Raw genomic sequence first — 13,972 nt, forward strand, 5'->3', positions numbered from 1 at the left:
TCAGAACTTCTCGGGGAAGAACAAGGCCAGGACCAGGTACCCGACCAGGCTGACCGCGACGATGATGCCTACGACAGTTTCCGTGCTCACCCGTACCCGACTCCTCCGCACGTCCTCAACTTCACCAGCGAACAGCAGCGATGACGCGAAGGAAACGGCCCTGACGCACTCCTGACGCGAGTCGACTGGGACTTTGACGGTGTATTGACGGCCGTTGCATCGATAGGGTGAAGGCGGTGTGCCGGGAAGCCTGGTCGGCGTCGCGTGACCGCATGGTCCGCGTCGACTCGGGTGGGGGCGGAATGCGCAGCGTCGGTACGGTCTTGTTCCTCGTGGTGCTGGCCACGGTCGTGGCCACGGGTGCCCGCCGCTGGCGAATCCCCGCGCCCTCACTGCTCGTTGTCGCGGGCCTCGTCGTCGCGCTGATACCGGGTACTCCGGAGATCCGGGTCAGTCCGGAGGCCATCGGCCTCATCGTTCTGCCGCCGCTGCTGTACGCCAGCGCCGAGGAACTGTCCTGGCGCGAGCTGCGGCTGGTGTGGAAGCCGGTCGGCGTGCTCGCGGTCGGTCTGGTCCTGGCCTCGGCGGCCGCGGTGGGTCTGGTCGCATCGCTGCTCACCCCGCTGACTTGGCAGATGGCGCTGGTCCTGGGGGCCGTCCTCGCGAGTACGGACCCGGTAGCGGTCACTGCGCTCGGTCGGCGCCTTGCCCTGCCTCCCCGTGTCCAGGTCCTCGTGCAGGCCGAGAGCCTCTTCAACGACGCCACTTCGCTCGTCCTCTTCCGGGTCGCGGTCGTCGTCGCCGCGGCCTCCGCCGGGGTGTCCTGGCAGGCGGCGGGCACTGAGTTCGCGCTGCTCGCCGGCGGCGGCACCCTCGTCGGAGGAGCGGTCGCCGGGGTCGTGGCGCTGATCCGCCGCAGGACCGAGGACCCCGTACTGGAGACCGTCATCGCCCTGGTGACCCCGTACGCCGCCTACGTGCTGGCCGAAGCGGTGCACGCGTCCGGCGTGACCTCCGTTGTCGTGGCGGGCGTGGTGCTCGGAGGCCGGGCGGACCGGTTCACCAATGCCCGCATACGGATCCAGCTGCACGCCGTCAACGGCACCGTGGTCTTCCTGCTGGAGAGCGTCGTCTTCAGCCTGATCGGCCTCACCCTGCCTGGCCAGGTCGCCGCGCTGACCGCTGCCGACGGGCTCTGGCCGCTGTACGCGCTGGCGGTCGCCGCGACCTTGATCACCGTTCGCCTGCTGTGGGTCCTGCCGCTCTCGGCCGTCGTCCAGCGGAACGCGGGCGTACGTCCCTCCTGGCGCGTCCCGGCCGTGCTGACCTGGGCGGGCACGCGTGGCGTTGTCCCACTGGCTGCGGCCCTCTCCATCCCGGTCGCGGAGGGCGACGGCAGCCTCCTGGGCCAGCGCCCGCTCGTGCTCGTCCTGACCACGTCGGTGGTGGTGGTCACCCTCGTCGCCCAGGGCTTCACCCTGGCCGACGTGGTCCGTCGCTCCGGAATCGCCCTCGAACCGGATCACACCGAACGGGAGGAGGCCTCCGCCCGGTGCGCCCTTGCCGCAGCCGGCATCCGTCGGCTGGACGAGGTGTCCGACCTCGAAGCGGTACCGGACGTCGTTGCCGACCGGCTCCGGCGCAGCCTCCAGGCCCGGCTCGAACACGCCCGCGACCGCCTGGAGGAAGCCGACCTGGCTGAATCCGCAGACCAGGTCTATCGGCTGCTGCGCCGTGACCTGATCCGGGTGGAGGCCGTGGAACTCCAGCGTCTCTACGACGAACACCACATCAGCGACACCACCCGCCGACGCCTTCAGCGCTCCCTGGACCTGGAGGAGGCGCGGCTGGACTTGGCGAGATGATGCGAGCGGCCGCCCACACGGGTTCTGCCTGGTGGATCCTCTGGGCATCCCTCCTTGGTGACGATGGTGATAGTTTCATTGGCACCATGCTGTTTAAGCTGAACATCGCGGACAACCGCCCTCTGCACGAGCAGGTCGCGGGTGCGATCAGACGTGCCATCGCCGAGGGTGAGTGCGCCCCGGGCGACCGCCTGCCATCGGCGCGAGATCTCTCCCAGGTGTTGGGCGTGAACGTCAACACGGTCCTCCGCGGTCTTCGTGGGCTCCGCGACGAGGGAGTGCTGGAGTTCCGGCGCGGTCGCGGTGTGACCGTGGCCGAGGGGGCGGACCAGCGCTCGGTGTTGCTCGACCGCGTGCGCGAACTGGTCGGTGACGCGGCGCATCTGGGCTACAGCAAGGCCGATCTCATGGAAATGATCAGGGGGCTGGAATGAAAGACAGTACGGAGCGAAGGGGTGGGGAATGGTGGGGTGTTGCGATCTGGGCCGTGGCGGTCTTAGCCGCGCTCGTCGCACTTCCCTGGGCCGCCGGTGACCGGCTGCCAGAGCGGTTGGCGACTCACTGGGGCGCCGGCTCCGGCGGACCGGACGGCTCGATGCCGCTGTGGGCAGCCGCGCTGTTTCCGGCGCTCATCTGGCTGTTCCTGGTGCTGCTGACCGTCGTGCTTGCGCGGCGGAGTGAGGGAGCGGCTTCAAGCCCGGCGATCCGTGGCTGGCCCGTAGCCGCACTGCTGTCCAGCGGTGTCCTCCTCGCCGGTGCGCAGGCATCCATTGTCCGGGCGAACCTGGATCACACGGACTGGCGGGATGCCGATTCCGTGAGTCTGTGGACGGTGCTGACGTTCGGGGTGGCGACGGTGGCGGGGCTGGCCGGGTGGGCGGTTGCCCGCCGCGGGCCGGCTGCGGCGCCGCACGCGGTTGCGGGCGGTCCGAGCATGGACGTTCCGGCCGGCGAGAGGTTCGTGTGGCTTTCCCGTACGACGAACCCGTGGCTCCGCTGGATCGGCGCCCTGTCCGGGCTGCTCGCGCTCGCTGCCGTACTCGTCGCGGTGAGCGGCCTGATCGAGGTGGAGTGGGCGGTCGTCGCACCGTTCGCCACGGTCTCAGTCGCGGCTCTCTCGTGTGCCTCCGTACAGGCGCGTGTCACCGAGAAGGGCCTGGCCGTGGCCTTCGGTCCGCTCGGCTGGCCGGTGCGGCGCTGGCCGGCCGAGGACATCGAATCGGCGCGTGCCGAAAACCGCACCCCCGCCCAGGTGGGGGGATGGGGGTATCGGCTGAGCGGCATGGGCACGACGGTGATGCTCCGCGCCGGCGAGTGCCTGGTGATCCGCCCCCGGCGGGGGAACGAGTTCGCGGTGAGCGTGGACGATGCCGAACGAGGCGCCGCCCTGCTGAACGCCCTGGGCGGGCAGCGCACCCACTGAGTCGGCGCGCGGGCGTCACCCCGCCATCACGATGCGAGGGCGGGCGCGGTGGCGGGGCGGCGCTCCGCTGGCCTGTGCTCGACCTCCTCTGCCAAGGCCCGGCCGGTGACGTGGTGGACGTATTCACGGGTCAGCCGGAAGCCGGCCGTCCAGGCCAGCAACCGGCTGGGTCGGTTGTCACGTGAGCAGCACCAGCTTGCGGTGTGTCCACGGGCCTGGATATCGGCCGTCAGGCCGGCGACGCAGGCCAGTGCGAGGCGCTCACGGCGGCGATCGGGCACGGTGACGACCGCGATGTCCTCGTAGGCGCTGCCGAGGAAGTAGGTGCAGGCGACGGAGAGGACCCGACCCTTGGCGAACGCGGCCCAGCCGTGGCCGGAGGCGGCGAGCCCGCCGGGTCCGCCCCAACTGGCATGAATCCAGGCGTTCTCGGAGTCCATCGCGGCCAGTGCCGGAACGTCTTGGGGAGTCAGCCGCCGCACCGTTACGCCACGCGGGGTGCGGGGGAGAGACACCGGTGCCTGAGGCTGGTGGACGTACAGCATCCGTTCCCAGGGGACGACGCGTTCGAATGCCGAGCCGAGCGACGGCCAGAACCGGGCGGGCGTCTCAACGTACCGGCCGGCGAACCGGGTCAGGGCGTCCTGGGCGAGCACGCCCGGATCGCCGCGCAGCAGCACGTGGTCCCCGCAGCTGACGGCGAGGACGCGAGGCAGGTGGGGGCGGTCGGCCCACCAGAGGCCGACGCCCGTCGTCAGTACGTGCTCGGCGAGAGCCACGGGACCGGGGGAGCCGGTGGGGAACCAATGGCTCAGGGCGGGGAGCTGCTGCGGGGAGAGCTCGATCACGAATGTCTCCAGGTGGAGCGGCAACGGGTTCTCGGGCAGGGGGAGCGGGCGGTACAGGGCAGGAGGCCGCTCAGCTCCGGGCCGTGGCTCGCCTCAAGGCGTGGTGGCCGACGGGCGCAGGCACCTGCAGGTTGGGCGAGTAGGTGCGTGCGAGGTCCCGTGCTTGCCCGGGGCGGGGGCAGGCACGGGACGGAAGCGGCCGCCCGTCATACGGGTGACTGTTGGCGGCCGCGGATTGCGATCGGTGCGTCAGCGCACCGGCAGGTGAGCAGCGCGCGAGGCCGGGCGCACCGTATGCGGTGGCCGGTCGTCATGGAGCAGACCGCTGTTCACATCGTTCATCCAACTGCTTGGTGAGACAGGGATCAAGGAGGTCGCCCAGTCCTTGACACAGCTCTGATGCCGGCATGACCGGCCCCGGCCACGACGGGTGTTACCGATCACGGGCCGCACAACCCGATCCGCCACCCGCGGCTCACCCGCGGGGCAGTGTCACCTTCTCCTGGCCGCAGCCGATGCGGCTGGACTCCGCCTCGACATAGGCGGGCAGCAGGTCGCGGACGAACGTGAAGTCCTGCTCCCCGAACCCGTCCTTCTGCTCCAGCATGAAGATCACGTCCCCGCTCTGGCACCGCGCCCGGTACACGGCCCGGCTCACGTTGAACGAGCCGAACCCGTTGGTGCCCTTGAAGGACGAGCCGCCCTTGAGGAGGTCCTGGGAGAAGACCTCGGCCAGTGCCGGGTCCACGACGGTCGTCATCCGAACGGCAGCCCTGGGGTAGCTGCCAGCGGCCTCGCAGACCCGGGCAGCGCCGCCGTCGCCGCTGACCCGGGCACGTGACAGGCTCTCGCGGTAGGCAGCGGGGAGGGCGAGGCCCTTGATCCCGCAGAAGGCGTCCGGCTGGGTGTCCCGCCAGGCGACGACGTCCTTCGGCAGGTCCGGTGACCGGTAGACCCCGGAGCAGCCCAGCTCACGTATGACGCCGTTGGCCGCGTCCACCACGGCGTGCGCCAGAGCGGCACGGTCCTCCCTCTCGTACTCCGAAGAGATGTCAAGGCCCGCAGGCCCCATGCCGACGTCGACCACGACCGGGCCCTCGAACTGGTCGGGCCTGCCGGTACAGGACTGGGGAAGCGCCACCCAGGCGCGGGAGGAGGAGGCCATGCCCGGCAGGCCTTCCCCGAGTGCCACCATGCCGGCCGCGAGGAACTCCTCGGGCCACTGCCGCCCGTCGCTTCCGTAGAGACCGTCCAGCTTGTGCACCCGTACGGTCAGCTGCCTTCTGGCCCTGTCGTCCTTGTAACTGGTGATGCGGCACTGGCCGTAGGACAGTCCTTGGCCGTGGGGGTCGGTCTGCAGCACCTGCTCCTCGACCTCGGTCCTGCGGTCGCCGAAGAGGGAGGACACGGTCGAGTCGCTGAGGGAATCCCAGCAGGGGGCGGGGCCAAGCAGCGGCAGGGTGTCCGTACGCCAGGCGACGGCGCCGGCCCCGAGCAGGCCGCCGACCAGGACGCCTGCGGCGGTGGCCCGCACCGTGTGGTTCCGCAGCAGCCGGCGCAACAACGAGGGCCGCGCGGGAGAGGGGACCGAGGGAACCAGGTCCAGTTCCTTGTCCGGCTGCCGGGCAGGGGTCGTTTCGCTGTCCACTGCCGGTGTCACGCTCTCTCCGTTGTCCGCCACGCTGCCGTTGTTGTCTGCGGTCACCGGTTCTCCCCGGCCTGGCACCCGATGCGCTTGCCCACGGACGCGGTGAAGTTCGCGAAGACCTGCTGGTCGTCCGGGCGGCTCCGGCCCTTGAGGCCGGGCTCGACGTTCCCGTAGAACACGGTCCGCCGACCGCCACAGGTGGCCCGCAGCAGTCCCTGACCGTTGCCCTCGGGAAGCCCGTCGAACAGTGCGACCATGCGGGGCTCGGACGCCATCACGAACTGCGCCGCCGGCTCATCGGGCACCCCCCGGGAGCGCCACACCACCGAACAGGTCTGGAGCCGCTCACCGACCACGCCCACCTGCTGCTGATAGGCGGAGTCCTTTCCGAACTCGAAAGTCACCCCCGGAATCCTGCACAGGGGACTGGAGGCCCTCTCGTCCTTCTCCGCGGTGACCACCATCGGCGAGGACAGGCGCAGCGGCTTGGCGGGCTTGCAGCCCGCCTTCGAGGCAGAGGTGCCGGCCGCGTCCAGCAGCATCCGGGCGACGTCCATCCGGTTTCCGATGGTGAAGGGCATGGCCTTCTTCCCCAGGTGGCCGTCGCCCCAGCTCTCGCTCCGGATGGTGACCGCGGACGGTCTGCCGTCCACATCACAGGCCTCGGGCAGCACCAGGATGGCCCGATCGCCGCCGACCAGCCCGTTGAGTCCGTCGGGCAACGGCGAGGCCGAACCGTCGAAGAAGTGGGCTATCCACGCACGGCGCTCCTCGGCCGAGGCCGGGACGGGGCCGTACGTGAGGGTGACGCGCTCATCGAAGGTGAGCGGCTCGGTGGAGTCGTCATCGGCGACCGACGAGGCGACGGTGACCGTGCACGTGGCGGTCGGCCTGGTGGACGAGGGCGGCGCCGACTCGGTGGCCCGGCGCGCGGAGCCGGACTTGCCGAGCGCCTCATCACCGAGGAAGGACGGACCACTGTCCTCCTGCCACGCCCCCCAGCAATAGCTCGCGCGGAACGGCCAGCTGCCCGTCGCGCTCAATCCGTACAACCCCGCACCCGAGGCAAGAACCGCCCCACCTGCAACAAGGGCGAAGAACCTCCCCCGTTGCCTGCCGCCGACGCCCATGACATTCCCCCTCGTGAACCACGTAGATCACAGCAAACGCACCGATGCTACGTCCGATGCCGGTGGTGTTTACGACTCATTTACGACACCCCGATGCCCGCCATCAGCAGCGCGTCAGGAAGTGCGGGTTTGCCGTAAGAAGGGCGTCAACGTGGTGCGTTGGCACATGACGGTGATCGCAGACTGAGTGGCAGGGGGAAGCGGACGACCGTCCGTGATGCGAGGTTGGAGGGCGCGTGACGATCAGCGCCGAGACCACGCCCAGTCCGGACCGCGGGGGGTCGGGCTGGAGCCGGGACGCATCACGGACGGGCCGTCCCGTGCACTGCCGCGCGAGCCTCGCCGTAAGGAAGCCGTCGAAGTCGCACCCACGGCCGTATGGACGTCGTCAACGCCTGTCGAGGCGGCCGAAAACCGCTGTTCCCTCCGGTTATCCGTACTCACAGGACATACAACAGGAAGGCGGCCCGCCAATGCCCCGGGTGCTCGTGGTCGATGACGAACCGCAGCTTGCGCGGTTGCTGGTGATCAATCTGAAGGCGCGGAAGTACGACGTGGACTGCGCGCAGGACGGGGGTACGGCCCTGGAGGCCGTGGCGGCCTGCCGCCCGGACGTGGTCCTTCTGGACCTCGGACTGCCCGACATGGACGGGATCGAGGTGATCAAGCAACTGCGCGGATGGTCGAAGGTGCCCGTCCTGGTGGTCTCCGCCCGCCACGGCTCCGAGGAGAAGATCCAGGCCCTGGACGCGGGTGCCGACGACTACATCACCAAGCCCTTCAGCATGGACGAACTGCTGGCCCGGCTGGGAGCCGTCATCCGCCGCACACCGACTCAGGAGTCGGCCGCAGCGAACGAAGCGGTCGTCGAGACCGAGGAGTTCACCGTCGACCTGCTCGCGAAGAAGGCGAGGCGCAGAGGGAAGAGCATCAGGCTCACGCCGACGGAATGGCATCTGCTGGAGGTCCTGATCCGCAACCGGGGCCGGCTCGTCAGCCAGCGGCGTCTGCTCCAGGAGGTGTGGGGTTCGTCCTACGGAACGCAGACCAACTACTTGCGGGTGTACATGGCTCACCTCAGGCGGAAGCTGGAGGCGGACCCGTCACACCCGCGCCATCTGATCACCGCCCCCGGCATGGGGTACCGCTTCGAGGCGTGAGTGCAGCGGAGCCGACGGATCGGGCACGCCGTCAAGGCCCCGTCAATTCTGCGTCTCGCCGCGTATGAAGACCATCAACGTGCCTGGTGGGTCGAACTGTTGAGCCAGATGCTGGCGTGCACGCAGGGCCGTACGAACGGCCCGGGTGTGAGCTGGAGCGCGAGTGACGATCACCGCCGGTACCGAACAGACCCAGGGAGCGGGGGCTCCAGAGAATGTCACGCAGAGCCCCGCACCGGACGCCCGTCGCGTGAGCGTCCCACGTTCGCCGTCCGGAGGGGAGCTGGGAGGAGGGCCGCCGGGACCACGGCCTCCCACCATGATCGCCCGGGCGGCCCGCCTGCTCGCCGACCGCTACTGGGCCACCTTGCCCGGCCGGCTGCGCCTCGCTCGCGCGGCGTGCGTGCTGCTTGCCACCGGGCTGCTGATCCTGCTCGCGGTCGCGGCGACGGGCGCGACCACCGCTTGGGACGAAACGGCCCAGCACGACGCGCCCCGTACCGTCTCCGCGACCCGGCTCAACCTCGCACTCAACGACATGGACGCGCAGACGGCCAACATCCTGCTCTCCAGTGGTGATTCCGGTACCGGCAAGGGGCGCCTGGAAGATTCGTACGCCAAGGCGAGCGGCTACTACGGAGACGCCCAGGAGATCATCAGCCGCTCCCTGCGCACGCTCGCCGCCGCCTCAGAAGGCGACCCGGCCACCGAGGCGACCGTCGTGCGGCTCACCGATGACTTCGCGCACTACCAGGAGCTGATCGGACGGGCGCTGGAGAACGACAGCCGGCCCGGCGGCAAGGACGCCGCCCGCGAGGACTACCGGACCGCGACCGACCTCCTCACGGGGCGGCTGCTCCCGGAGGCACGCAAGCTCGTTGACGCCAACAATGCGGTGTACGAGCGGCAGTACGTCGCAGCGCGAGGCGACCTCGACGTGCAGCGGACCGCCGAAGCCGTCCTCGGCGTGCTGCTGATCGCCGCGCTGGTACTGCTCCAGATCCACCTCGCGCGCCGGTTCCACCGGGTCTTCAACCCGGGACTGATCGCCGCCACCCTCTGCGCCGTGGTCGCGGTCGTGTGCGGCGCCCAGCTGCTCACGATCACCTACGACCGGATGAAGGTCGCCCGCCGCGACTCCTTCGACTCCGTCATCGCGCTGTCACGGTCCAAAGCGATCGGCTACGACGCCAACGCCGACGAGAGCCGCTACCTCCTGGACCCCGACCGCCGCCCCGCGTACGAGCTCTCCTTCCTCGACAAGTCGCATCAGCTGTACGGGATTCAGGGCGTCGGACTCGATACGTACGACCGGAAGCTCGCCGACACGTGGGCCACGTACCTGAACAACCACGAGGACAAACGGTTCACCGGCGAGTACCGGCGCGAACTGGACAACATCACCTTCGCGGGCGAGCGGGAGGCCGCCCAGAAGACCGTCGAGGCGTACGCCGTCTACCAGCGCGACGACCGGACCTTCCGGCGGCTGGTGGCCGAAGGGAAGCAGCAGGAGGCCACGGTCTTCTGCATCGGCTGGGCATCGGACACCTCGAACGCCCACTTCGGGCAGTGGATGAAGGCTCTGGACCAGGTCACCGCCATCAACCAGAGGCACTTCGATCTCGCTGTCCGGGAGGGCCGAGGGGCACTGAACGCGCAGGGCCCGATGGCCGGCGCGTCGCTGCTGCTCACGGCCGGGTTGACGGTGCTGGGGCTGCGGCGCCGGCTGGCCGAGTTCCGGTGAGAGGGACCGGTGAGCAGTACGGACGCGGGCAGGGGCGGGAAGATCGGCGTGCTCGATGTCCGCTCATACAAGGGCCGCCAGCCGGCCGGGGTGTTCCTCGATCACGAGGTGGCCGGCGTCCGGGATGACGTGCAGGTCGGTGCCCAGCATCGTGCGGACCGCCGGGGCGAGCCGTCGCGGTGGCAGGAAGGTGTCGTGCGCTCCCGTGGTGACCAGTCGCGGAACGGCCCGCGCAGGGAGGTCTGCCACGCCAGGAGCTCCACTCGAGCGGGAGTGGCGTGCGACCAGCGTCATCCACTCCACCAGTTCCTCGCGAGGCTGGTGGCCGGGCGCGAGCATGGCCTGCAGGAGCCGGGTGCTGCGCGCCGGAGTCGGCCGGACGAACCAGGCGGCGGAGACGCCGAGCAGCCCGGGTGTGAGGCGCAGCCTGCCCAGTCCGCCGGGCGAGACGAGCACGAGCCGGTCGATGCGCGGTGACGGGCAGGACAGGGCGATGGCGGCGCCGAATGAGTGCCCGACCACCACCACGGGCCCGGTCACGGCAGCAGCGTCGAGGACCTCGCTCAGCCAGGTGCCGGACCACGACAGGCGGCCGCCCGAGATCCCGCGCTCCTCGGAGCTGAGACCGGGTTGTCCGGGGACGTCCGGCAGGACGAGCCGATGGCCTGCCGCGACAAGGGCGGTGGCCAGGGGAAGGGATGCGGCGGCGTTGAAGTTCGTACCCGGCACGAAGACCACCGTGGTCGGCCCGGTGCCGGCAGTGACGAGGTGGGTCTGCGCTCCGTTGGCGGTCACCATGGTTCGTTCGTTCGGGACCGGCCATTTGTCGAGGCGGTCGGTGCACCAGCGGCGGATGTGCTCCCGGCCCGGCGTGCTGCGGTAGACGGAGTCCACGCGGCGAGTATCGCCCCTCAACCCGCGGCCACTCTTCCGGTTGCCGCCGGTGTGCCGACGGCGTAGTGGGCATACTCCCGCTCGGGACGGAAGCCGGCGGTCCAGGCGAGCAGGCGGCCGGGGCGGTTGCTCGCCGAGCAGGTCCAGCTGGGGGTGTGCCCTCTGGCCGCTATGTCCGAGCACAGGGCGTTGATGCAGTCGAGTGCCAGGTACTGGAGGCGCGGGTCGGGCACGGTGACGCAGGCGACGTCCTCGTAGGTGGTGCCGAGGAAGTAGGTGCAGGCCACGGCCACGATGCGGTCGCCCTGGAAGGCGGCCCAGGCGTAGCCGGAGCGCGCGAGCGCGTCAGGTCCGCCCCAGGTGCGGTGGATCCAGCTCATCGCGGGCGGAAGGGTGGTGAGCGCGCGCGTGTCCTTGGCATGCATCCTCCGTACGGTCACACCCCTGGGCGCTCGGGTGGCTGGTACGGGGCAGCGCTTGACGTACACCATGCGCTTCCACGGCACGACCCGGTCGAAGGCGGCCCCGATCAGAGGAAGGAAGCGGCCCGGTGCCTCGATGTAGTGGTCCGCGAAGACCGCGAGATTCTTCGGCGTCAGAGCCTGCGGGTCTCCGCGCAGCAGCACGTGGTCCCCGCAATCGGCGGCGATCACGCGTGGCTGGATGACGCGGTCCACCCACCAGCGGCCGGCCTCGGTGGTCAGGACGTGTTCGGTCAGGGCGGCCGAGCCCGGGGCCCCGGTGGGGAACCAGCGGACGAGGGCCGGGAGTCGGTGGGACGGCAAGTTGATCACGAGGGTTCCTTGTCGGGACATGGAGGCGGGGCGGCCCTGTTCGGAGGGCCGCCCCGCGGGATGGGCTGATCGCTAGCAGGCGGGCTTGCTGCCGTGGTTGGAACCCTTCTTGCGGCGGGCCCTCTTCTTGCGTGCGCGCTTGGACATGTGCGGGTACCCCTTCAGGCGGTGTGGCCGACGAGGAGGTCGGCGAGCTTGTTGAGGCGCTTGATCGTGCGGTCCTCGGTGGCGACGGCGGCTGGGGCGACGCGCTCGGAGCGGTCGTAGTAGGCGCCGTTGACGATCTCGGTGGCGGGGTCGCAGAGCCGTACGACGTGCTGGGCGCCCTCGGCGGCAGACGCGCCCTCGTTGCCGTAGAGGGGGAGGAGCCCGGTGTCGCAGACACCGGGGTGGACGGAGACCGCGGTGACGCGCGGGTCGGAAGCGAAGACGGTCAGCGCCAGCTGCGACTGCGCGTAGGCGGCGAGCCGCGAGTATCGGCGCTCCCGGTTCGGGTCGCTCCACTGGATGGCGGCCGTGCGGTGGAGCGAGGAGGAGACGTTGACGACGCGCCCGCCCGGGTCGCTGGTGAGGGAGGGTTCCAGGAGGTTGGTGAGGAGGTAGTGCGCGAGGAAGTTGACCTGGAAGGCGATCTCGTTGCCGTCGACGGTGAGGGTGTGACGCTCGGGGGCGGCGATGGCCGCGTTGTTGACGAGAACGTCGAGGCGCGGGTGTTCCCGTACGACCGCGTGGGCCAGGTTCTCGACTTCCTCCAGACGGACGAAGTCGGCGGCGAGCGGGCGCAGCAGGGCGCTGTCGATGCCCTCGGTGGTCACCAGGCGGTCGGCCGCGGCCTGGGCCTCCTCGGCGGTGCGGCCATGGAGAAGGACGACCGCGCCGCGCTGGGCGAGCTGGCGAGCGGTCTCGTAGCCGATGCCGGCGGTTGCGCCGGTGACGAGGACGGTACGTCCGGACAGGGATGAAGACATGTCGGATTCCTGGAAGCAGGCATGGCTGACGCGCCCGGCGCCCCCGGCGTTGGGAAGGGGGCGAGGGCTCAGGTCATGCGGTGAAGGGGAGGACGCGTACGAAGCCCTGGCCGGAGTCCTTCAGGACACTGGTGGCAGGTACGCGGAGGACGCGCGGCCGATGTCAGAGGGCCGGGCGGACAGCGGGCGCTGTCGGCTGCACCGGATTCGGTGGCCGATCGTCGTAGCGCGGACCGCTGTTCATGACCCAATCCCAGCGCATCAGGGATGCCGGGGCAAGATCCTGGACGGGACTTTGACGGCCTTCTGATGGCCGTTGGGTGACCGCGCGAATCCGCTCTTCGCGCAGGTCATCAGGGCCGCGTCAAAGATCGACGACCGTGCGGAAGGAACGCGTAAAGGAGCGTTGTCACGGACGTCGGCCGGGAGCAGACTGGCGGAGCGACGGAGCCGGTGACGGTCCGGTGGCGCGCGGCTGGAGGTCGGTGACCTGAACACCGCCGAGGATGCGCATGGTCCGGCCGTGGGGGTACGGGCCGATGCGACCGCGTGCTGGTCAACCGTCGCACAACACATGAGCCGTCCAGCTTCCGGTGTGGGGATACCGAGCTGGGCGGCTCGTGTGTTTCGGCCGTCAACGCGCACACCAGCCGGCATCCCTCCCGGCAAGTAGTTGCTAATGTGGAAAGTAGATGCCGAGTGGGCAGGTTCAAGGCTGCTCGGCGACTACGGGAGGGGTGTGCCATGTCTGAACAGGCCAATGCGGTCGCATCGTTGAAGGGGATTGCGCGGATCGAGGCGACCGCGCGGGGGCGAAGCGGCTGGTACGTCGGCTATCTCTGGCTGTTCGCCGTGTGGCAGCTCGCTCTCGTTCCGGCGGTGCTGATGTGGCACGGGCGGACGGGGACACTCGTCAGCACGTTGGCGAACGCCGTTGTAGTCATGGGGTTGTCCGTGTTCGCCACGAGGCAGCCCGTGGTCCCGCGCGGCTACGGGGGCAGGCATCTCAGGGTGATCGGCGCCTGGGCGGTTGCCTACGTCCTGACGCTCGTGCTCGGCTTCACCGTCTTCCTGGACAGTGTCGCCTTCGTGGTCGTGGCCGCTGTCGCCTGCGCGCTGCCGGCCGCTGCGGCGGCCTGGTGTGAGGCGCGCGCCGTATGACGCCGGAAGTCTCGGTGGGTGGCAGTCAGGGCCCTCATCCGCGACACGGACTCGCACCCCTTCTCGCGTCGGCCGTGCGTCTGTCGATCGTCGCGGCTCTCGCTCCTGTGGAGAAGGCCGAGTTCGCCTATGTGCGGGACCTCGTGGAGATCACGGACTCTGCACTGTCGAAACAGGTCTCGCGCCTTGAAGAAGCGGGCTGGGTGACGGTGGAGAAGGGGCAGGTCGGGCGTCGGCCCCGGACCTGGCTATCTCTGACCGAGGAGGGGATGACTACCTATCGGCGTCACCTCGCCGCCCTCACGGCCATCGCGGGCCTTCTGAGTTGATGCGGGGG

General features: G+C 70.0%; 14 protein-coding genes. 7 read left to right on the forward strand and 7 right to left on the reverse strand.

What is annotated here, in order from left to right; all coding sequences use genetic code 11:
- Nucleotides 1–90 (reverse strand): K(+)-transporting ATPase subunit F, encoded by a 90-nt coding sequence (gene kdpF / locus ACIQK6_RS31595; RefSeq protein WP_107093322.1) that lies wholly within the window; start codon nt 88–90, stop codon nt 1–3.
- Nucleotides 91–302: 212 nt separating this feature from the next.
- Between kdpF and ACIQK6_RS31600 the strand changes: the two genes are divergently transcribed.
- The 3 genes from ACIQK6_RS31600 to ACIQK6_RS31610 all read left to right on the forward strand — a co-directional run bounded on the left by ACIQK6_RS31600 (nt 303) and on the right by ACIQK6_RS31610 (nt 3,288).
- A complete protein-coding gene (locus tag ACIQK6_RS31600) occupies nt 303–1,865 on the forward strand; it encodes a Na+/H+ antiporter (RefSeq protein WP_402696121.1) in 1,563 nt (520 codons plus the stop codon).
- Between the two features lie 86 nt (nt 1,866–1,951).
- Nucleotides 1,952–2,299: a GntR family transcriptional regulator gene (locus tag ACIQK6_RS31605; RefSeq protein WP_402696063.1), complete on the forward strand. Its 348-nt coding sequence runs from the start codon at nt 1,952–1,954 to the stop codon at nt 2,297–2,299.
- On the forward strand, nt 2,296–3,288 hold the full coding sequence (locus ACIQK6_RS31610; RefSeq protein ID WP_402696065.1) for a DUF1648 domain-containing protein: 993 nt from the start codon (nt 2,296–2,298) through the stop codon (nt 3,286–3,288). The genes ACIQK6_RS31605 and ACIQK6_RS31610 overlap by 4 nt, the downstream gene beginning before the upstream one ends.
- Before the next feature lie 26 nt (nt 3,289–3,314).
- Here the strand turns inward: ACIQK6_RS31610 and ACIQK6_RS31615 are convergent, their stop codons facing one another.
- From ACIQK6_RS31615 to ACIQK6_RS31625, 3 genes are all read right to left on the reverse strand, one after another.
- On the reverse strand, nt 3,315–4,136 hold the full coding sequence (locus tag ACIQK6_RS31615) for a GNAT family N-acetyltransferase (protein ID WP_402696067.1): 822 nt from the start codon (nt 4,134–4,136) through the stop codon (nt 3,315–3,317).
- A gap of 475 nt (nt 4,137–4,611) precedes the next feature.
- Nucleotides 4,612–5,841 carry a hypothetical protein gene (locus ACIQK6_RS31620; RefSeq protein ID WP_402696069.1) on the reverse strand — a complete coding sequence of 410 codons (1,230 nt, stop codon included), beginning with the start codon at nt 5,839–5,841 and terminating at the stop codon, nt 4,612–4,614.
- Nucleotides 5,838–6,827 (reverse strand): hypothetical protein, encoded by a 990-nt coding sequence (locus ACIQK6_RS31625; RefSeq protein ID WP_402696071.1) that lies wholly within the window; start codon nt 6,825–6,827, stop codon nt 5,838–5,840. The genes ACIQK6_RS31620 and ACIQK6_RS31625 overlap by 4 nt, the downstream gene beginning before the upstream one ends.
- Before the next feature lie 560 nt (nt 6,828–7,387).
- On the opposite strand from ACIQK6_RS31625, the gene ACIQK6_RS31630 reads away from it, so the two are divergent.
- Together ACIQK6_RS31630 and ACIQK6_RS31635 are read left to right on the forward strand one after the other, a co-directional pair.
- Nucleotides 7,388–8,074, forward strand: coding sequence for a response regulator transcription factor (locus ACIQK6_RS31630; RefSeq protein WP_402696073.1), 687 nt, complete (start codon nt 7,388–7,390; stop codon nt 8,072–8,074).
- Nucleotides 8,075–8,393: 319 nt separating this feature from the next.
- Nucleotides 8,394–9,818, forward strand: a complete 1,425-nt coding sequence (locus tag ACIQK6_RS31635) for a hypothetical protein (RefSeq protein WP_402696075.1) — start codon at nt 8,394–8,396, stop codon at nt 9,816–9,818.
- Between the two features lie 63 nt (nt 9,819–9,881).
- Here ACIQK6_RS31635 and ACIQK6_RS31640 read toward each other — a convergent pair whose 3' ends face one another.
- The 3 genes from ACIQK6_RS31640 to ACIQK6_RS31650 all read right to left on the reverse strand — a co-directional run bounded on the left by ACIQK6_RS31640 (nt 9,882) and on the right by ACIQK6_RS31650 (nt 12,474).
- Entirely contained in the window at nt 9,882–10,712 is an 831-nt protein-coding gene (locus tag ACIQK6_RS31640; protein ID WP_402696077.1) for an alpha/beta fold hydrolase, read from the reverse strand.
- 17 nt (nt 10,713–10,729) lie between these two features.
- Nucleotides 10,730–11,506 carry a GNAT family N-acetyltransferase gene (locus ACIQK6_RS31645; RefSeq protein WP_402696079.1) on the reverse strand — a complete coding sequence of 259 codons (777 nt, stop codon included), beginning with the start codon at nt 11,504–11,506 and terminating at the stop codon, nt 10,730–10,732.
- 161 nt (nt 11,507–11,667) lie between these two features.
- On the reverse strand, nt 11,668–12,474 hold the full coding sequence (locus ACIQK6_RS31650) for an SDR family NAD(P)-dependent oxidoreductase (protein ID WP_402696080.1): 807 nt from the start codon (nt 12,472–12,474) through the stop codon (nt 11,668–11,670).
- Between the two features lie 744 nt (nt 12,475–13,218).
- Between ACIQK6_RS31650 and ACIQK6_RS31655 the strand changes: the two genes are divergently transcribed.
- Both ACIQK6_RS31655 and ACIQK6_RS31660 read left to right on the forward strand, forming a co-directional pair.
- Complete coding sequence (locus ACIQK6_RS31655) at nt 13,219–13,635, forward strand: hypothetical protein (RefSeq protein WP_399913432.1); 417 nt, start codon at nt 13,219–13,221, stop codon at nt 13,633–13,635.
- Entirely contained in the window at nt 13,632–13,964 is a 333-nt protein-coding gene (locus ACIQK6_RS31660) for a winged helix-turn-helix domain-containing protein (protein ID WP_373040477.1), read from the forward strand. The genes ACIQK6_RS31655 and ACIQK6_RS31660 overlap by 4 nt, the downstream gene beginning before the upstream one ends.
- Nucleotides 13,965–13,972: the final 8 nt, after the last annotated feature.

It is taken from the genome of Streptomyces sp. NPDC091682, assembly GCF_044756625.1.
Classification (GTDB): Bacteria; Actinomycetota; Actinomycetes; order Streptomycetales; family Streptomycetaceae; genus Streptomyces.

Excerpts from the sequence above, each read along its gene's own strand:
- ACIQK6_RS31650 (WP_402696080.1), bottom strand. The coding sequence starts at position 12,474 with ATGTCTTCATCCCTGTCCGGACGTACCGTCCTCGTCACCGGCGCAACC.
- ACIQK6_RS31635 (WP_402696075.1), top strand. The coding sequence starts at position 8,394 with ATGATCGCCCGGGCGGCCCGCCTGCTCGCCGACCGCTACTGGGCCACC.
- ACIQK6_RS31655 (WP_399913432.1), top strand. The coding sequence starts at position 13,219 with ATGTCTGAACAGGCCAATGCGGTCGCATCGTTGAAGGGGATTGCGCGG.
- ACIQK6_RS31660 (WP_373040477.1), top strand. The coding sequence starts at position 13,632 with ATGACGCCGGAAGTCTCGGTGGGTGGCAGTCAGGGCCCTCATCCGCGA.
- ACIQK6_RS31630 (WP_402696073.1), top strand. The coding sequence starts at position 7,388 with ATGCCCCGGGTGCTCGTGGTCGATGACGAACCGCAGCTTGCGCGGTTG.
- ACIQK6_RS31600 (WP_402696121.1), top strand. The coding sequence starts at position 303 with ATGCGCAGCGTCGGTACGGTCTTGTTCCTCGTGGTGCTGGCCACGGTC.
- ACIQK6_RS31605 (WP_402696063.1), top strand. The coding sequence starts at position 1,952 with ATGCTGTTTAAGCTGAACATCGCGGACAACCGCCCTCTGCACGAGCAG.
- ACIQK6_RS31610 (WP_402696065.1), top strand. The coding sequence starts at position 2,296 with ATGAAAGACAGTACGGAGCGAAGGGGTGGGGAATGGTGGGGTGTTGCG.